The following is a 19,473-nucleotide window of genomic DNA, read 5'->3' as shown; positions in this document are numbered from 1 at the left end:
TATGCGCTCAATCTGGAATGGTTCAATAAGTTTTGGTCTGGTTTCAATTCCCGTGAAACTTTATTCGGGTTCTGAAGACAGGCGAATAGACCTGGATATGCTCGATAAAAATGATCATGCCCGTATTCGCTATAAACGTATTAATGAGGATACCGGCAAAGAGGTGGAATGGAAGGATATTGTAAAAGGTTATAAAAAGGATGACGGCTATGTTATTCTGGAAAAAGAGGATTTTGACCAGGCGAACATGAAAAAGACTAAAACTATCGATATCGAAGAATTTATCGATGAGGATGAGGTAGCCGATGTGTTGTTTAAAAAGCCCTACTTCCTGGAACCACAAAAAGAAGGGGGTAAATCCTATAATTTACTGCTGCAGGCATTAAAAAAGACAGGAAAACTGGGTGTGGCCACATTCGTGATGCGACAAAAGGAGCATTTATCTCTTGTAGGTATTTACAGGGATGCACTGGTGTTACATGTGATTAGATTTGAAGATGAGATTAGGAATCCCGGAGAACTGAAGCTTACCAAAACCAAGGTAAAGGCCAAGGAGGTAGATATGGCGGTTTCACTCATCGAACAGTATACTTCTGACTTTGATTTTAAAAAATATAAGGATATTTATAATGACCAGTTAATGAAGATCATAGAATCCAAAGCGACTGGTAAAAAGCCTAAAGTTGAAGATTACGATTCAGAACCCACGCAGGCAGACGATCTTATGGCTAAACTGAAGGCCAGTCTTGAAAAGAAAAAGTCAAAGGCCAGCTAAAACATGTCTTTAACGGAATACAATAAAAAACGTGATTTTACTCAAACCTCTGAACCTAAGGGAGATCTTGAAAATGAGAATCTCCATAGGTTCGTTATTCAGCGTCATCGTGCTTCAAGATTGCATTATGATTTGAGACTTGAGGTTGGTGGTGTTCTTAAAAGCTGGGCCGTTCCTAAAGGCCCTTCCATGAACCCCGACGATAAGAGGCTGGCTATTGAAACTGAAGATCACCCGGTAAAGTATCTACACTTTGAAGGTTCCATCCCAAAGGGTAATTATGGAGCTGGTAAAATGCGGATCTGGGATACCGGTACATTTGAATCGGTAGGAGATTCTGGAGCTGAGGAGGCATTAAAAAAGGGTGATTTGAAAGTGAAATTTCATGGTGATAAGCTTATAGGAACATTTGCCCTTATTAGAACAAGAAGGCAGGATGGACAGCAACACTGGTTGCTTATAAAGAAGAAAGACGATCATTCGGTAACTTCAAATTACGACGCAGAAGATTATGCTCCGCAAGGAATCGTAAAAAGCTTAAACGATTCTGATGTCATAAAGCCTATGCTGGCAACTGCAGCCGATGGAATCTTTAGTAAAGCCGGGTGGATCTACGAGTTAAAATGGGATGGCTACAGAGTTCTTGCAAGTATCAGCCAAGGTAATGTGAACCTGTATTCCCGGAATGGTATAAATTATAATAATAAGTTTTCAAAGCTCGCTCAGGACCTGGATAACATCCCGCATGATGTGATACTCGATGGGGAAGTGGTAATTCTGGATGAGCAGGGAAAACCACAGTTTCAACAACTGCAGAATTACGACAGTACTTCTCCGGCAGATCTTCGTTTTTATGTTTTTGACATACTTTTTCTAAATGGACACAGTACACTGGACTTAGGCCTGCTCGAGCGTAAAAGTCTGCTTCCTGATATTCTGGAAGGATTGGAGATGACCTATTACTGTGAGCATGTTGAGAGTATGGCAGATGCATTTTACAAGAAAGCTATCAAAAATGGTATGGAGGGAGTGATCGCAAAAAAAGCAGATTCGGTATATACTCCAGGTTATCGTAGTGAGAAATGGTTAAAAATAAAAGGAACAAGATCTGAAGAAGCTTTGATCTGTGGTTATACAGATTCAAAAGGATCCGTTTTCGGATCGTTGATACTCGGGATGTACAGAGAAGGTAAATTACAATACGTAGGTAATTGCGGAACAGGATTTTCATCTGCGGTACAACAGGAATTACTTCAGAAAATGCAGGGACTTGAAACTCAAAAGTCACCTTTCGGACATATAATAAACCTCAAAGGCAGAATACCAAATTGGGTAAAACCGGAACTTGTATGCGAGATCAAATTTTCAGAATGGACAGAGAGTGGTAGAATGCGTCATCCTGTGTACAAAGGTTTAAGAGAAGACAAATCTTTAAGTGATGAGAAAACCGCTAATAAATCATCTCAGAAATCTTCAAAGGCTAGTTCCAATGCCTTAGACATAAATGGCAGAACAGTTAATGTTACGAATCTTGATAAGATCTATTGGCCGGGAGAAGGTTTCAGGAAGTATGATCTCATCGATTATTACATACAGGTTTCAGAATATATGATCCCGTTTCTAAAAGATCGTCCACAAAATCTCCACAGGCACCCAAATGGTATCGAGAAGGAAGGTTTTTACCAGAAAGACAATGAAGGTTTGCTGGATTCCTGGATCGAAACTTTAAAGGTTTGGTCTACTTCTTCAAAAAGAGATATTAAGTACCTTCTCTGCCAGGACGAGGCTAGTTTGATTTATATGGCGAACCTGGGTTGTATTGAGATCAATCCCTGGAATAGCAGGAAAAACTCATTGGACCAACCAGATTATGTAGTCATTGATCTGGATCCTTCAGAAAAAAATACATTTGAGGAAGTAATTGAAGTTGCGCAGGTAACAAAGGAAATTTTAGAGTCGGCAAACATCGTAGCTTATTGCAAGACATCAGGATCTTCGGGGATTCATATTTATATCCCACTTGGTGCGAAATATTCTTACGAAGAAGGTCGGGAATTTACAAAACTCATCTGTTATTATGTTCTCGAGCGAACCAAAGGTCTTACCAGTATGGATCGGGCTGTAAAGAATCGCAAAAATAAGATCTATCTGGATTATTTGCAGAATAGAAGGGGACAAACACTGGCTGCTCCTTACTGTGCGAGACCTAAACCTGGTGCTCCGGTATCTGCTCCTCTACACTGGAACGAATTGAAGTCCGGTTTGAAAATCAAAGATTTTAATATTAAGAATATGCCTGCAAGAATTGTTGAGAATCCCAATCTTTTCAATGGGGTATTGGGTGAAGGTTTAGATATGGCAAAGGCGTTGGAAGCCCTAAACCGACTTTAATACTAAAATAATTATAAAACTGGGCCTTCTGGCGGACTCGGTTCAGAATAAAATATAACTTGAACCAAAACCTTCAAATTTAATGATCAAACGTTTTAAAAAACTACTAGGCAGATATAGAAATCTCGATCAAATTCATATCGTGCCTTATAGAAGTTATGGTACTTATTCGCATTTATATGTCTTTGGACGGGTTTTAGATAATGAACCATTGAATATCGTCAAGGAACAGTCCATTTTTCGGACTATCAAGAATACTTATAAGCAGTTCGATAGCTTTGAAATTCCTGATGCCGAGATGGAGCTGGTGGTTCCTGGAAAAGTAAATTTGAGAACGACTACCAATGATGAAGGCTACTTTCTTTTCGATAAGACTTTTGATGAAAATTTATCTGAATATGCGTCCAATGAAGGTTGGATAGATTATGTGGTTCGATACTGTGAAAAGGTAGAACCTAGAACAGATGAACTGGAGAATCCAAAACGTGGGGAATTTCTTATTCCGCAGCATGATGCCGAATTCGGAGTCATAAGTGATATTGATGATACAATCCTGCATACCGGAGTTACTTCTTTTTTAAAATGGCGGCTTCTGAAGAATTCATTGCTTACAAATGCTTACAAGAGAATCCCATTAAAAGGAGCTCCGAGTCTTTACCAGAAATTACACGAGGGAACCAGTGGTAAGTTTAGAAATCCCATGTTTTACCTAAGTAACAGTCCCTGGAACATGTATGAATATCTCAAATTGTTCCTGGATCACAATAATTTCCCAAAGGGCCCCATGTTGTTACGTGATCTTCGAACTCCTTTCGAAAGTACTATAAAACCTGAAAAACCTCATAAGCAAAAAGAGATCACCAATATCTTGAAAACCTATCCAGATCTTAAATTTATCCTTATTGGTGATAGTGGTGAACATGATGCGAGTATTTATACAGATATTGCGGCTCAGTATTCAGACCGAATAATGGCGATCTATCTAAGAAGTGTAAAACATAAAAAGCAAATGCAACGAGTGCAAAGTATCATCGATAATTTTGATACAGTACCGGTGCTAATGGTCATGAGTAGTGAGGAAGCTGAAGAACACGCCCGCGAAAATGGTTTTATAAAATAGTCCGGTTACGAAATTCAACAAATAAAAAAAGTCCCTTGAAAAAGGGACTTTTTAATTTTTTGTAAATACTGATTTAGCTAGGGTCAATACTGGTTCCAACTGCGGCTCTATCCTGAACCGGCGACTTTCTTGGCATGGTTCCGAAGATCTGATCCCATAGTGGAGAGGAAACTCCAAAAGCACGATCTGGTTCACGATAATGATGAATACTGTGATGATGCCATAAGATCTTTAGAAAATTATCTGGTACTTTAAAAGCGTGTACAGAATAATGAACAGCCAGGTAAGCAGCGTATCCAATAAGGAAACCTGCAAGAAAACCGAATACATAGTCGCCCAGTACTGCACGATAAATGATGAATAGCACAGTTGCAATTACAAGACTAAGAACTGGAGGCATGGCCAGCCTGGATTTATCCTTTGGGTAATCATGATGTACGCCGTGCATGGTATAGCTCAATTTTTGCTTTTTAGGCGTAGTTGCCGGAATGTGATACAGATATCTATGCATTACATATTCAATAAAAGTAAAGAAGAACAGGCCTGCAAGGAATAATCCAATCATCGCTGGTGCTTCGAAACCTTTATCAATGATTCCGTAATAGATTAATGCAACAGAGATCAATCCAAAGATGATCAATGGTAGCGATATATGCGTATGCGTTAACTTCTCCAGGATCGGGTTATCGAAAAGTTTTGGAGAACCCTTATGTTTTGGTCTTTTTAGCTTAGTGGATTCCATAGTCAATTATCATTTAAAAAAGTCCGTGTAACTGTCCGTCGATTCGGTTGATGATGTCACCAAGATCTTCAGGATTGTCCACAAAATTAATATTATCTACATCAATTATAAGCAAATTTCCTTTATTATAATCGTGTACCCAAGCTTCGTAGCGTTCATTCAGCCTGCTCAAATAGTCAATAGAAATAGAGTTCTCATAATCACGACCTCTACTATGGATCTGTTTTACAAGGTTAGGAATACTGCTTCTCAAGTAAATGAGTAGATCTGGTCCCTGAACCACGCTTTCCATAAGATCAAAGAGTGACTTATAATTTTCAAAATCCCTGTTGGTCATAAGACCCATTGCATGTAAGTTAGGTGCGAAAATATAAGCATCCTCATAGATCGTACGATCCTGAATGATCTTCTGGCCACTCTCACGAATTTGAAGGATCTGCCTGAACCTGCTATTCAAAAAATAGATCTGCAGGTTAAACGACCAACGCTCCATCTTGTTGTAAAAATCTTCGAGGTAGGGGTTTTCCAGAACATCTTCAAACTGTGGTTCCCAGTTGTAATGCTTTGCTAATAATCGAGTTAATGTTGTTTTTCCTGCACCAATATTTCCTGCTATGGCTACATGCATAATTTATTTCTTAGGCTGAATTAAGGAATGTAAAGATAAAAGAATTGAGTTAAAATGGTCAATTTGATATTGCTTGGAGAAAGAAATTTTCAACAAAGACTAAATCGTTGTTGATCAATATTTTATTGAATTAAAAAAGGGGGGTTTGATTTTCACTTGTCACGGCCTGGCACTATCTCAAAATTAACTGAAGTGGTTTTGTACTAACTACTGATTCGAAATAGCTTTTATATATGTAAGCCTAAAAGAATCATTTATCACGATAACCTTACCAGTTCAAAATGCTTCTTCAGAAGTATCATCGTCCTAAAGCAGAAAAGTTTGGTTGCAATTAACTTCGGAAGGATAGGGCTATAGTAGGGATTTGGAAAAATATATGAATTACAATTTTAGTTCGTCCAAAGACAATCTATTAAGTCTGTGATCATATGAAATAGCAATCCTATGCATATCAACCTGATGATCCTGTGTTTGATAAATAACATTCCGAAGAAATACGCAGCGATAGCAATTTCAGAATGTAAGGGATGAAATCCAATTCCGCAGCGATTGGGATCAAAAATTGGGGTGGCTAGTAAATGATCAATATCCACGATCATGGTAGCAGCAAGAATTGCCCAGTACTTTATCCAGTTTTCACGATCATAGAACCAGGCGATAGCGCCAATTACCAAAAAGTGCATGGAATAATGCACCAGACTCTGTAGCATCAGGATTTATTTTTTTCTTCCGGTTGTTCTCTAAGCAGTCCGTTAAGTTTACGTTCCAGGGCAACATACCTTGAAAATCCAACAATAATAAATAGGATACAGAGGAAAAGTGATAAATAACCTACCCACATCAGGCTGATGCCCTGGTAGTCCTTGATTTGTAATAAAGCAAGTCCGCTAATTAGCAAATAAATAGATGCCCGAATATAGCTAAGTAATGTTCTTTCGTTGGCAAGTTTAGTTCTTTCCAAAGCGAGATGTTCACGAAGCAGTTTTTCGTCAATGATTCTGGCTTTGAAAGGGTTATGTAATTTTACTTTTCTCATAGTTCAAAAGGGAAAAACATCGGGATAATAAATGAGGCTGCGATCCAGATGATAAAGTTAAGTGGAGTTCCGAACTTTAGGAAATCTCTGAACCTATAATTTCCCGGTGCGTACACCATTGTATTCACGGGATAGCTTACCGGAGTCATAAAAGTAAGCGAACATGCGAACATGACGCCAATCAAAAAAGGTTTTTCGCTTACCTGCATTGCGCCTGCCAGACTTATTACTATAGGCGTCATAAGCGCTGCCGCAGCTTTACTGGATAGGACATTGGTGGAAAGAAAGGTGAATAAAAATATCATACTCAATGTCCATCGGGGATCCATATCGCCCAGAGTTTCAAAGACGTACTGGGAAACAATATCGGATCCACCGGTTTTTTCCAGGGCTTTTCCCATAGAAAGTACACCGGCGATCATAAATATCACTTTCCACTCAATGGCTTCGTATGCTTCCTGAGGTTTTAAAATCGTAAGTGTGACGATCAATAAGCTTCCAACCATCGCGCTAATGAGGATAGAAGTAAGGTTAAAGGCTGCCGCGGCAACCACACCAATCACGATGAGTAATGCAGGAATTGCCTTTTTGTAGTTCACATTTCTCCCCTGGTATTCTGAAAGTGTTACGATCATTTTTTCTGAAGCTAGTACCGAAATTGCTTTTTCTGAAGCGAATAACAACATCATATCACCCTCTCTAAGAACTACCCGGGAAACATCTTCGGTGATCGTTTCCTTGCGGTGGCGAATAGCTAGAACAGATGCGTAATAAGTGCTTCTGAAGTTCATTTCCCGAATGGAATTACCGGCAAGTTCAGATCCATACGGGATCATGACTTCGAAGATTTTTTTTTCTTCTGAAACTTCTGAGGCATCCTGATTAGCCTCCATTTCCTGGATACTTTCCTTGTCACCTCTTACAGAAATCCCTTTTTTTGATTTTAGCTTTGCTAAGTTTACTGGGTCCACCAGGATCCTAATCCTATCGTTTTCTCTTAAAACCGTTTCACCATTTATTTCATATACCCGGTAATGTTTTCGTTTAATTCTAAGTATCTGTATTTTATAGTCTTTAACCAGTCTGGATTGGGAAACCGGTAGATCGATATCAACATGATCATGATGCAGTTCGATCTCAGCCATATATTTTTCAGTTTGCTTTATCAGTCCGGTGTTTTCGGGCAATCCTCTTTTTGGTAATAGAATGGGCCCAAGCAGGAAGATATAAGTGAGTCCGATAGCAAGTAAGCACAGAGCAGCCATGGAAAATTCGAACATGCCAAAGGGTTCAGAACCCAGTTTTTCAGCGTAACTGCTTACCAGGATATTCGTTGAGGTTCCAATAAGAGTGCAGGTGCCACCAAATAATGCTGAAAAGGAGATAGGAATTAGAAGTCGGGCAGGGCTAATTTCGGCCTCGCGGCAAACCAGTAGTGCCACAGGAATAAGAATTGCAACTACCGCAGAATCATTAATAAAGGCAGAAAGAACAGCTGAAGTGAGACATAAGGAAACGAGTGCAGAAAAATAATTAATACGTGCAATCTTAATAAGCCTGGCACTAAGTCCGTCAATAATCCCCGATTTAAAAACGGCGGCACTTACTACGAACATACAACCAAGCGTAATGGTTGCCGGGTGATTGAATCCCGAGAAACCTTCTTCGGGACTTAGAACTCCCGAAATGATAAAAAGCGCCATAATTATAATAGAAGTAGTATCTATCGAAAAATAATCGCGCACAAACAGGATGATACCAATGATGATGATCGCAACGGTGAGATACAATTCCATCTGAATTTATTTACTATAACAACCTGATGTTCTTATTAAAGATAAGACTTCTTTTTATTACCTGAATTAATTTCTACTTTTCAGTAAAATATGAAGATGGATAAATCTAAACCAGAGAATTGGCTGAGAGGTAAAGTGGAGAATGTTCCTGATCTGTTGCAGCCGGCAGCACATGCACTACTTCAGTCTAAAGAAGAACTCCGTAAATATCTTACTGATTTCCCATCAGCAAAGTTATGGACTAAACCTGCGGGGAGGGCATCTGTAGGGTTTCATCTTCAGCATATAGCTGGCGTAACTAACCGTTTGATCACTTATGCAAAAGGCGAACAATTGAGGGAAGCTCAGTTTCGATATTTAAAGCTGGAAGGAGAAGCTGATGCCTCCATTAGTGTTGAAGAACTAATAATTCAGGCTGAAAATGAATTGAACGCAGCGGTAGAATTTTTGAAATCTCAGAAACCTGAAGATCTAACCAATAGTGTAGAAGTAGGAAGAAAGCGAATTAAGTCAAGTTTAATTGGCGTACTTTTTCATACTGCGGAACATTCTCAAAGACATATAGGACAAATGCTGGTAACAATATCTGTAGTAAAAGACTCCTAAAATGGTAGATTCGTAAGATCAACATTGCCGCCGGAAATGATCAAACCCACTTTCTTGTTTCTAAATTTATCTTTCTGTTGAAGAATTGCGGCCAGGGCTACAGCGCTGGAGGCTTCTACTACGATCTTCATGCGTTCCCAGATCAAGCGCATTGCCGCGATAATCTCTTCTTCAGAAACCCTGATGATCTCAGCAACATGATCCCTGATTATAGGGAAGTTAACGTCTCCAAGCATTGTTTTGAGTCCGTCTGCAACGGTAAGAACAGAAGAGTTGCTTTCAATTTTTCCACTTTTTAGAGATCTCCAGGCATCATCAGCTTCCATAGGTTCTGCACCAATACAAAGACAGTTTTGGAGCAAAACATGAGTTGAGATAGCAGTTCCGGCAATCAGGCCACCGCCGCCAACCGGACAAACGACCCTATCCAGTTCAGGATGATCGAGCAATAATTCGGTTGCTGCAGTTCCCTGTCCCAGGATCACATTCATATCATTAGAAGGATGTATAAAACTTGCTCCTTTTTCTTCCATTATTCTTTTAGCTGTAGCTTCCCTATCATGAAGAGTAGACGGACATTCTGTAATCTCCCCTCCATAAGTTCGGACCGCAGCTTTTTTAACTTCTGGAGCCGAATCGGGCATTACAATGTAAGCAGGCACATTCAAACTTTTAGCTGCCAGAGACAAAGCCTGCGCAAAATTTCCTGAAGAATGTGTGACCACCCCGGCACTCTTTTTGGCTTCAGAAAGCTTTGAAATCGCATACATCGCACCGCGCATTTTGAATGCACCCATCTTTTGAAAATTCTCGCACTTAAATTGAATTTCGCAGCCGGCTATTTCGTCGATTAGCGTAGAAGTTAGAACCGGAGTTCTATGGATAAATGGCGCTATGGTCTCCAGAACTTTTAGAAGTTCTTCTTTGCTGCTATTCAAATCTTTTAGTTTTATACTAAAATAAAAAATCCCCGTGATTACGGGGATTTTTTTTATTCAGTAATTGGTATCGTTAACATGGGGATTTCAGCCTTTTTGACGAGTTCCATCGAGACGCTTTCATTCAGCAGATTGTAGAGGAAACTATGTTTATGAGTTCCAACTATTAGTAGATCTACATTTAGTTTTTTAGCTTCCTCAAGAACGGTACTTACCGTTGATCCTTGAATAAGTAAGGCGTCGCTCTCAACTTCTTTGCTTATAAAACTATCGCATACCTGTTGAAGACTACGATGCTCCTCGCGATATTCTTCAGCTTGAAGATCTCTTATATATTGAGGTCCTGGTTCATAACCAACAAAATCTGGTTCTGGATCTGCTACATGCAAAACCCATAATTTCGATTCATACTTTTGAGCTAGACTATCAGCAAAAATCATTAATTCACCAATGCTGTCATTGAAGTCCACCGCTACCATGATATTTTTGAATGTATCCATAGCTAATTAATTAATAACCTCTGTCCATTTCAACTTTGTTCTTAAGATCCTGGTTTTCCTTCATACGATCATAATTTTCAGCGATCTGAGGAACCACAGATTCCGGTTTGGTTACACTGGCAATATGCGGAGTGATATTGATACGATCATGTTCCCAGAATGGATGTTCTTCCGGCAATGGCTCTTCTCTGAATACATCCAGAGATGCTCCCGAAAGATGACCATTATCAATCATTTTCATTAAATCATGCTCCACCAGGTGTTCACCACGCGCAACATTGATCACATATGCACCTTCCGGCAGCATATCGAAAAGATCTTCATTCAGGATATTCTCAGTGTCTTCGGTCAAAGGAAGAAGACAAACTAAAATTTCAGAATTATTTAAAAATTCTTCCAGCTGATCTTTCCCGTAATAGCTAGTAACATTATCACAATCTTTTTCTGTTTTTGACCAACCGGACACTTTGAAAAAGTTCTTGTGTAATTTGTCTGCTACAGCATTCCCCAGGACACCTAGGCCCATAATTCCAACGTTGGTATTCTGTGGTCTTTTATACTGAGACCTATCCCATTGCTTTTTATACTGCGACTTTACGTAACCATGAAGATTACGAATATGATTCATTACCTGGCTAAGTACGAAATCTCCCATATCTTCGGTAAGTGTTTCGTCTACTACCCTGGTGATCGCAACATTTTCAGGGAGCGAATTATCACTTAAAATATGATCTACACCTGCACCCATACTGGCGATTACTTTCAAATTCGGATAATTCTTGAATAATCCTCTTGGGTGGTTCCAGGTTAGTGCAAATTCTACCTCTTCCGGGTCATGTTCTTCCGGATAGGTGTAAATATTCATTCCTGGATGTTGATTTTTCAATGCTTCTACCCATGCCTCCGAATCTCTTCCCGGAGCAACGATTAATACTGACATAAATTTTTCTTTTTCATTTAACTCACAAATGCGCTGTAACCTGTAATTGCACGGCCAACGATCAATGAATTGATTTCTTTAGTTCCTTCATAACTGTAGATCGCTTCAGCATCTGCTACAAAACGAGCTACGTCGTATTCTAATAATATTCCATTTCCACCTAGAACTTCTCTAGCTCTGCTCACTACATCACGCATTCTCATGCTACAATAAACCTTTGCAAGACTGGCGTGCTCATCTGTAAGCAGATCCTGGTCCTGCATTTCTGATAACCTAAAGCAAAGTGTTTGCATTGCCGTAAGATTGGAAAGCATTTCCACAAGATGATTTTGAATAAGCTGAAAAGAGGCAATAGGTCTCCCAAACTGTTCTCTTTTTTTGGTGTATTTCAAAGCACTTTCATAAGCACCTCTGGCACAACCAACCGCTTGCCATGCAACTCCGGCTCTGGTCATTCTAAGAACATTGGCAGTATCTTTAAAAGAATTAGCGTTCTGCAACCTGTCACCTTCAGGGATCTTGCAATCCTTTAGAGTGATTAGTGCGTTTTGCACGATCCTCAATGCCATTTTATCCTGAATCTTTTCTGCGGAAAAACCAGGGTTTTCCTTACGTACCAGGAAACCTTTTACTCTGCCAGAGTCAAGATCCCGAGCCCAAATAACAATTACATCAGCGAAAGTGGCGTTTCCTATCCATTTTTTCTGACCATTCAATACCCAGTTCTCTCCATCAAATTTGCAGGTAGTTTCGAGTCCGCCAGCAACTCCAGAACCAACATTAGGTTCGGTAAGGCCAAAGGCACCGATCTTTTCCATTTTTGCCATTTGTGGTAACCATTCCTGTTTCTGTTCTTCACTTCCGCATAGATAAATGGAACCCATGGCGAGACCACTGTGAACTCCAAAGAAGGTAGAGATTGAAACGTCTACACGTGCAATTTCCTGAGCTATGATACCTTCCATCAAAAATGGCATGTTTGGACATCCATATCCTTCATAAGGAACGCCAACAATATTCAGTTTGCTGAATTTTTTGATCACTTCAAATGGAAACTGATCTTTCTTCCAGTATTCATTTACTAAAGGGCGAATCTCGTCTTCCATGAAATTTCTAACCTTAAGCTGAATTTCCCGTTGTTCCGGCGTAAGCTTGAGATCCAGATTATAAAAATCACCATCGATAGGAGGCAGGTCGTGCTGACCTTTCTTCTTCTTGGTTTTTAACATTTTCATTAATCCGGCGAGTTGACGGTCGTCAAGTTTGCCCAAAGTTTTCATCGCTTCAGCTAGATCAATCTTTTGATTGATCTTAGCTAGCTGATCCAGATCAACCGATTTTAGCAGGTTAACCGTATCACGAACTTTTTTAAATAAAGACATAGAAATTCCTCTTGGTGGAATTTCAATTTAGGAATTAAAACCGCGTTCGCTTGTTAAGGTTTTCCGAAGAGTTGATAAAAAATATCGCGCTTTTCCATAAAGATTTAGGGAAAGTTTACAATATCTGCTTTCCTGATATATCGAAGCATTCTATAATTTTAGAGAAACCTTTAAAATCAATAATTATGGAACATCCACAGGAAAAATATCCAAAACCACCATTTGAAAATCTCAACCAGAGTGAACCGGGAACAGAAAGTAGCATAGATCCGGATACAGATCATGGTGAAAAATCCTATAAAGGTTCAGGTAAACTGAAAGGCAGAAACGCGATCATTACCGGGGCAGATAGCGGAATTGGAAGAGCAGTCGCAATTGCTTTTGCCAGGGAAGGGGCCAATGTCTTGATCTCTTATCTTGAAGAACATGAGGATGCTAAGGAATCTGCCAAGCTGGTAGAAGAGGCAGGCAAAAAAGCAGTTTTAGTACCGGGAGACATCGGTGATCAGGAACATTGTAAAAGTATAGTAGAAAAGGCTATTGCTGAATTTGGCCAGATCGATATCCTGGTAAATAATGCTGCTTACCAGATGGCGAGAGAGTCCTTGCAGGAGATTTCAGCAGAAGAATGGGACTACACCTTTAAAACGAATATTTACTCCCTGTTCTATTTATGCAAAGCGGCAGAACCTCATATGAAACCGGGCAGTACAATTGTAAATACCACATCAGTAAATGCATACAATCCACGTCCAGATCTTCTGGCCTATGCTGCTACTAAAGGTGCGATACAGAATATTACAGCGAGTATGGGACAATTGCTGGCAGACAAAGGGATTCGGGTGAATTGTGTAGCTCCGGGACCAATCTGGACTCCGCTTATCCCGGCAACCATGCCAAACGATGTGGTGAAGAATTTTGGAGGTGATACCCCTATGAAACGACCGGGACAACCAGCAGAATTGGCGGCAGCTTTTGTTTTGCTAGCTTCCGAAGATTCTAGTTATATGACTGGCTCAACGGTACAGGTCACTGGAGGCCAGTACACGATTTGATCCATTAAAAAAGCCTCTAAACTTTTAGAGGCTTTTTACATATTTTAGTGTGATTTTATTTTAAATCGAAACTCTCTTTGATCTTGTCCACATAATCCAGTTTCTCCCAGGTAAATAGTTCCACTTCCTTGGTGATCTTACCATTATACGGACTTTCAAAAACTTTAGTTTCTGTACGCGGAGTTTTTCCCATATGTCCATATGCAGCAGTTTCCCGGTAAATTGGATTTCTCAACTTCAGTCGTTCCTCGATCGCAGCTGGTCTCATATCAAAGATATTACGAACCTTTTCAGCAATTTCACCATCAGAAAGATCTGTATTGTTTTTTCCGTAGGTATAAACCGAAATAGAAGTTGGTTCAACCACTCCAATTGCATAAGATACCTGTACTAAAATTTCAGGAGCTACACCCGCAGCTACCAGGTTCTTGGCAATATGTCTGGAAGCATACGCGGCAGATCTATCTACTTTAGAAGGATCTTTTCCTGAAAATGCACCACCACCGTGAGCACCTTTTCCACCATAGGTATCTACGATAATTTTTCTTCCGGTAAGCCCTGCGTCACCATGCGGACCTCCAATTACGAACTTACCTGTAGGATTAATATGGTAAATAATATCATCATTAAACAATTCCTGGACATAATCTGGCAGTTGTTTCTTAACTCTTGGGATAAGAATCTCAACCATATCCTTTTTGATCTTCGCCAGCATTTTCTCATCATCCTGGTCAAAATCATCATGCTGAGTAGAAACCACGATCGCAACAATTCTTTCTGGTATGTTGTCATCGCTATATTCAATAGTCACCTGGCTCTTGGAATCAGGTCGTAGATATTCGATATCCTTTCCTTCTCTTCTAAGTTTAGCCAGTTCAATAAGGATACGATGTGAAATATCCAATGCCAGCGGCATATAGTTTTCAGTTTCATTGGTCGCATAACCAAACATCATTCCTTGGTCACCAGCACCCTGTTCCTCCTTCTTTCCACGATCCACACCCTGGTAAATATCCTGGGACTGTTCGTGAATAAGGGAGATCACACCGCAACTATCACCACTAAATTTGTAAGCACCTTTTGTATAACCAATATCATTGATCACATCACGTGCGATATTTTGAACATCCAGGTATGTATTACTACGTACTTCACCAGCAAGTACTACCTGCCCGGTTGTAACCAGAGTTTCGCAAGCTACTTTCGATTCGCCATCGAAGGCAAGAAAATTATCCAGTAACGTATCACTAATTTGATCTGCAATTTTATCCGGGTGTCCTTCAGATACACTTTCTGAAGTAAATAAATAAGCCATTCAATTACTTTTTAAGTTTATAAGAATGGAAAAATTTGACGTGGGAAGCTAAAAAGGAGTGTAATTACCATTCTGCTTTAGCATTTTAAAACATCTATGTGATGTAGAGGGTTGCAATCAGTCAAATCTATCCCTTTCAATAAGTTGATACAAATGTATAAAATTTAAAAGGATAGCAAATCGATTTAACGCCATTTTAAAGGACGTGGAATTACAGTTGTATTTTTCGGAATAATCAGGGCGTTGCGCTTCGCCCGTTCCGGTCTCGCGCCGGGCTTTCGCGACTCGCTTTTTGGTTCGAAAAAGAACCAAAAGAGCTCGAACAACTCGCTCAATCCCTAACGCAACCAAAAAAAAATATACTTTGTAACTATCAGTATTTATGCGTGTTGCACTTTATAAATTCTAGAAGGCTAAAAAAATATGTACGCAAAAGCTTGGATAATAAAAAACTCTGACGTTATCTTTGTAAAACAATTTAAAACAATGTACAGAACAGTTTGCAATATGATGATGTGTATGATGTGGAGAACTTCCGCAGCGCATCTTGTTGCATAATTCTGAAAGAATATATATTGCAAAAAGCCGCTGCCAACCGCAGCGGCTTTTTTTATTGCCAAAATTGAAATTAGAACACAAAACTTTACAATTATGATATTACAGGTAACAGTTAAAAATATGATGAACATGCGCATGATGATGTGTATGTGCAGCATGTATAGCTATTACCTGAACTCGAGAATATAGATTTTAAAAAGGAATCAATTCAAAAGTCCCCCTGGTAATAGCATATCAGGGGGACTTTTTTATTTCAATCAATTTCAATTTTTAAAAATTTATATCATGAGTACTCAAAAATTTTCAACACAGGCATTACATTCAGGACACGATACAACTCAAAATGGAGGAACCAGAGCGGTACCAATTTACCAGACCAGTTCCTATGTTTTCAACGATAGTCAGCATGCGGCAGATCTATTTTCTCTTGCAAAGCCAGGTTTTATTTATACCCGTTTAAACAATCCCACCAATGATGTGCTGGAACAAAGACTGGCAGCGCTAGAAGGTGGAATTGGAGCTGTGGTTACGGCATCTGGAACTGCTGCGATCAATACTGCATTACTAACTTTACTAAAGGCTGGCGATCATATTGTAGCTAGCAGCAGCTTGTATGGTGGGACTTTCAACCTTTTACAAAATACACTGCCAAGGTTTGGCATAACAACCACGTTTGTGGATCCACGTGATGCTGCCAATTTCAAGAAAGCAACACAGGAAAATACCCGGGTATTTTTCGTTGAATCGCTGGGGAATCCAAAACTGGATGTTCTGGATCTGGAGGCAATTTCCAAAGAGGCAAAGGAATTCAAAGTGCCGTTTATCGTGGATAATACCGTAGCCACACCTTACCTTTTGAATCCAATAGATTACGGAGCAGATATCGTAATACACTCTCTAACCAAGTATATTGGCGGGAACGGAACCAGTCTTGGAGGAGTGATTATTGACGCTGGTAAGTTCGACTGGTCCAGTGGAAAATTTCCTGAATTTACGGAGCCATCTCCAGGTTATCATGGATTAGTTTATCACGAAGCATTGCAGGAAGCTGCATTCATTGCTAAAGTCAGGATTGAAGGATTGCGTGATCATGGTGCGGCACTTAGTCCGTTTAATGCGTTCCAGATTATCCAGGGACTGGAAACGCTGAAAGTTAGAATAAACGAACATAGCAAAAATGCCCTGGAACTAGCCACCTGGCTGGAGCAGCAAGAGGAAGTGGAATGGGTAAATTATCCCGGTTTGGAGTCTAGCGAATACTACGATATCGCTCAGCAGTATTTACCAAAAGGGCAAAGCGGACTCGTGACTTTCGGAATTAAAGGAGGTTATGAAGTCGCTAAAAAAGTAGTAGATGCATCAAAGGTATTTTCACTGCTTGCCAATATTGGAGATACTAAATCCCTTATTATTCATCCTGCCAGTACCACTCACCAGCAGTTGAAAGACGAAGAACAATTATCTGCCGGGGTAAAGCCGGATCTAATAAGACTTTCAGTAGGGCTGGAAGATACAGAGGACCTTAAAGCAGATTTGAAGCAGGCTTTCGCTCAGGTTACTCAACAATCACTTGTTTAATTTTAGTTTGGTTTAATCGCCGGAGCCTGTATGCAATGTATGCGGTTCCGGTTTAACCTCAATTTTATGCAACAAATAAGAATAACAGGTTTTAGGAATAGTGCCGGCAGCGTTCAGAACATTGATGTTTGTTTCCAGTTATTTGGCAGAAAACTGGGCACCGCTCCGGTAATTATGGTGAATCATGCGCTTACCGGAAATGCCCAGGTTTGCGGTTCAGGAGGCTGGTGGAGTGATATTGTGGGGCCCGGAGCTAGCATAGATACAGATCAATTTTCCATTATTTGCATCAATATTCCTGGAAATGGAATTCTGAAGAATGATGAAGATAACTTTCATAATTATAAGGAGTTTACCTTGAATGATATTGCAAGAATCCAGGTTAAAGTTCTGGAACACTTAAATATTACCGAGCTATTTGCCATCATTGGAGCTTCTATTGGCGGGGCACTGGCCTGGCAGCTGGCAGCTTTAAAACCAGACCTTGCTTTACACGTGATACCAATCGCTACAGATCTGAAATCGACAGACTGGCTTCTGGCAAATTGTAAAATTCAGGACAGGATTCTGAATAACAGTGAGAATCCATTGGAGGATGCGCGTATGCATGCAATGACCTTTTATCGTACACCACAATCGCTTAGCTACAAATTCAGAAATGAAAAAGATGAAACTACGAATAGTTTTAAGGTCGAAAACTGGCTGGAGCATCACGGGAGTAAACTTAGATCACGCTTTAGTTTAAGTTCCTATAAGTTGATGAACCATTTATTGACTACGATCAATATTTCAAACGACTCACAAAACACCATTGAAGTTGCCGCAAGGGTTAAGGGTCATATACATATAATCACCATAGATACGGATCTTTTTTTCCTGGCAGAAGAAAATTGGAACACTTATGTAGAGCTGTCACTATTCAAGAATAATGTTAGTATTCACGAGATCAAATCTATTCATGGACATGATGCATTTTTGATCGAAACCGACCAGGTAGCCAAATTTTTAGAACCCATATTTCAACAAAAAAACTACACAAATGAAAATAATAAATCTCGCTCTGTTTGGGCCGGGTAAGGTTGGAAGTAAATTAATTCAGCAGATCATCGCTGCGAAAGATCAACTTCTAAGAAATTCAGACCTTGAGATCAGAATTATCCTGGTTGCCAATTCCAGTAATTTGATCACTGATAAACTAGGTCTTAATGAGCACTGGAAAGAAAGGTTTAGCAAGGAAAAGCGCTCTTACCAATTCCACGATATTCTGGAATATTTAGAAAATAATGCATTTACTAATCTAATTTCCATAGACACTACGGCAAGTGATAGTTTACCGGAGAATTATATTGATTTGATCGAACATGAGAGTCATATTGTAGCCGCAAATAAAGTTGCCAATACACTAAGTCTGGATTTTTACGAGCAGTTAAGAACAGCGTTAAAACGAAATCATAAAATATTCCAGTACGAAACCAATGTGGGAGCTGGCTTGCCAGTGTTGGAAACCATCAAGAGCCTGTATGATTCTGGAGAGCAGGTAACCAGAATTCGGGGAGTTTTCTCGGGTTCACTCAGCTATATCTTTAATACCTATTCAAAGCAGAATGTTCAATTTTCAGAGGTGCTTCGCAAGGCTGGTGAATTAGGTTATACCGAGCCAGATGCGCGGATGGATCTTAGCGGGAAGGATGTAGCCAGAAAATTACTAATTCTTGCACGAGAACTTCAGCTGAAGAAAGAGCTGGAAGAGGTAAGTGTTCAATCTTTACTTCCTATATCCATAGATGGTGGAACCAGTTTACAGCATTTTCAGAAGCAAGTTTCAATTTTAGACGATATTTTTCAGAAGCATAAAGAGGAGAATAAGAGCGGAGAAGTATTGCGTTATGTGGGGGAACTCAATGTAGAAAATGGAAGTTTGCAAACCAGGTTGATCTCAGCGAATGCTGCAACTCCGCTTGGCCAGATTGATGGAACCGATAATATTTTTGAGATCTATTCTGAATCCTATAAAGAGTTTCCACTGGTTATACAGGGAGCAGGCGCAGGAATTGATGTTACCGCACGAGGTGTTTTTAGCGATATTCTGAAGATAAACAAGCAATTAAACTAA

General features: G+C 39.7%; 18 protein-coding genes. 8 read left to right on the top strand and 10 right to left on the bottom strand.

Features of this window, described 5'->3' with window-relative positions:
* The first annotated feature begins 1 nt into the window (after window position 1).
* From T8I65_RS13145 to T8I65_RS13135, 3 genes are all read left to right on the top strand, one after another.
* Window positions 2-775: a Ku protein gene (locus tag T8I65_RS13145; protein ID WP_322301032.1), complete on the top strand. Its 774-nt coding sequence runs from the start codon at window positions 2-4 to the stop codon at window positions 773-775.
* A 3-nt stretch (window positions 776-778) separates the two neighbouring features.
* A complete protein-coding gene (gene ligD / locus T8I65_RS13140; RefSeq protein WP_322301031.1) occupies window positions 779-3,166 on the top strand; it encodes a DNA ligase D in 2,388 nt (795 codons plus the stop codon).
* A gap of 82 nt (window positions 3,167-3,248) precedes the next feature.
* The gene (locus T8I65_RS13135) at window positions 3,249-4,286 is read left to right on the top strand and encodes an App1 family protein (RefSeq protein WP_322301030.1); all 1,038 of its coding nucleotides are present in this window, start codon (window positions 3,249-3,251) and stop codon (window positions 4,284-4,286) included.
* 73 nt (window positions 4,287-4,359) lie between these two features.
* Here T8I65_RS13135 and T8I65_RS13130 read toward each other — a convergent pair whose 3' ends face one another.
* The 5 genes from T8I65_RS13130 to T8I65_RS13110 form a co-directional block, all read right to left on the bottom strand.
* Complete coding sequence (locus tag T8I65_RS13130) at window positions 4,360-5,028, bottom strand: sterol desaturase family protein (protein WP_322301029.1); 669 nt, start codon at window positions 5,026-5,028, stop codon at window positions 4,360-4,362.
* Window positions 5,029-5,041: 13 nt separating this feature from the next.
* Window positions 5,042-5,656: a deoxynucleoside kinase gene (locus T8I65_RS13125; protein ID WP_141878609.1), complete on the bottom strand. Its 615-nt coding sequence runs from the start codon at window positions 5,654-5,656 to the stop codon at window positions 5,042-5,044.
* Between the two features lie 389 nt (window positions 5,657-6,045).
* Window positions 6,046-6,366 carry a DUF6122 family protein gene (locus T8I65_RS13120; protein ID WP_322301028.1) on the bottom strand — a complete coding sequence of 107 codons (321 nt, stop codon included), beginning with the start codon at window positions 6,364-6,366 and terminating at the stop codon, window positions 6,046-6,048.
* Window positions 6,366-6,692 (bottom strand): DUF202 domain-containing protein, encoded by a 327-nt coding sequence (locus T8I65_RS13115; protein WP_322301027.1) that lies wholly within the window; start codon window positions 6,690-6,692, stop codon window positions 6,366-6,368. The genes T8I65_RS13120 and T8I65_RS13115 overlap by 1 nt, the downstream gene beginning before the upstream one ends.
* Window positions 6,689-8,488, bottom strand: a complete 1,800-nt coding sequence (locus T8I65_RS13110; protein WP_322301026.1) for an SLC13 family permease — start codon at window positions 8,486-8,488, stop codon at window positions 6,689-6,691. The genes T8I65_RS13115 and T8I65_RS13110 overlap by 4 nt, the downstream gene beginning before the upstream one ends.
* Window positions 8,489-8,584: 96 nt before the next feature.
* Here T8I65_RS13110 and T8I65_RS13105 point away from each other — a divergent pair, with 96 nt between their 5' ends.
* Window positions 8,585-9,094 (top strand): DinB family protein, encoded by a 510-nt coding sequence (locus T8I65_RS13105; protein ID WP_322301025.1) that lies wholly within the window; start codon window positions 8,585-8,587, stop codon window positions 9,092-9,094.
* On the opposite strand, the gene T8I65_RS13100 is transcribed toward T8I65_RS13105, so the two are convergent.
* Genes T8I65_RS13100 through T8I65_RS13085 form a run of 4 tightly spaced genes read right to left on the bottom strand, consistent with a single transcriptional unit; the run spans window position 9,091 to window position 12,854 of the window.
* Complete coding sequence (locus tag T8I65_RS13100) at window positions 9,091-10,032, bottom strand: threonine/serine dehydratase (protein ID WP_322301024.1); 942 nt, start codon at window positions 10,030-10,032, stop codon at window positions 9,091-9,093. The two genes, T8I65_RS13105 and T8I65_RS13100, sit on opposite strands and share 4 nt — an antisense overlap.
* 53 nt (window positions 10,033-10,085) lie before the next feature.
* A complete protein-coding gene (locus T8I65_RS13095) occupies window positions 10,086-10,532 on the bottom strand; it encodes a universal stress protein (RefSeq protein ID WP_322301023.1) in 447 nt (148 codons plus the stop codon).
* Between the two features lie 10 nt (window positions 10,533-10,542).
* Window positions 10,543-11,472 carry a 2-hydroxyacid dehydrogenase gene (locus T8I65_RS13090; protein WP_141878602.1) on the bottom strand — a complete coding sequence of 310 codons (930 nt, stop codon included), beginning with the start codon at window positions 11,470-11,472 and terminating at the stop codon, window positions 10,543-10,545.
* A 17-nt stretch (window positions 11,473-11,489) separates the two neighbouring features.
* A complete protein-coding gene (locus T8I65_RS13085; RefSeq protein ID WP_322301022.1) occupies window positions 11,490-12,854 on the bottom strand; it encodes an acyl-CoA dehydrogenase family protein in 1,365 nt (454 codons plus the stop codon).
* 185 nt (window positions 12,855-13,039) lie between these two features.
* Between T8I65_RS13085 and T8I65_RS13080 the strand changes: the two genes are divergently transcribed.
* Window positions 13,040-13,909: an SDR family oxidoreductase gene (locus T8I65_RS13080; RefSeq protein ID WP_322301021.1), complete on the top strand. Its 870-nt coding sequence runs from the start codon at window positions 13,040-13,042 to the stop codon at window positions 13,907-13,909.
* Between the two features lie 55 nt (window positions 13,910-13,964).
* Here T8I65_RS13080 and metK read toward each other — a convergent pair whose 3' ends face one another.
* Window positions 13,965-15,224, bottom strand: coding sequence for a methionine adenosyltransferase (gene metK, locus T8I65_RS13075; RefSeq protein WP_322301020.1), 1,260 nt, complete (start codon window positions 15,222-15,224; stop codon window positions 13,965-13,967).
* Between the two features lie 843 nt (window positions 15,225-16,067).
* On the opposite strand from metK, the gene T8I65_RS13070 reads away from it, so the two are divergent.
* The 3 genes from T8I65_RS13070 (at window position 16,068) to T8I65_RS13060 (ending at window position 19,473) form a co-directional block, all read left to right on the top strand.
* Entirely contained in the window at window positions 16,068-17,360 is a 1,293-nt protein-coding gene (locus T8I65_RS13070) for an O-acetylhomoserine aminocarboxypropyltransferase/cysteine synthase family protein (protein ID WP_322301019.1), read from the top strand.
* Window positions 17,361-17,426: 66 nt separating this feature from the next.
* A complete protein-coding gene (locus tag T8I65_RS13065) occupies window positions 17,427-18,437 on the top strand; it encodes an alpha/beta fold hydrolase (protein WP_322301018.1) in 1,011 nt (336 codons plus the stop codon).
* Window positions 18,400-19,473 carry an aspartate kinase gene (locus T8I65_RS13060; RefSeq protein ID WP_322301017.1) on the top strand — a complete coding sequence of 358 codons (1,074 nt, stop codon included), beginning with the start codon at window positions 18,400-18,402 and terminating at the stop codon, window positions 19,471-19,473. The genes T8I65_RS13065 and T8I65_RS13060 overlap by 38 nt, the downstream gene beginning before the upstream one ends.

The organism is Christiangramia sp. OXR-203 (assembly GCF_034372165.1).
In the GTDB taxonomy this organism is placed as follows: Bacteria; Bacteroidota; Bacteroidia; order Flavobacteriales; family Flavobacteriaceae; genus Christiangramia.
This window is presented reverse-complemented; position numbering and strand designations above follow the sequence as displayed.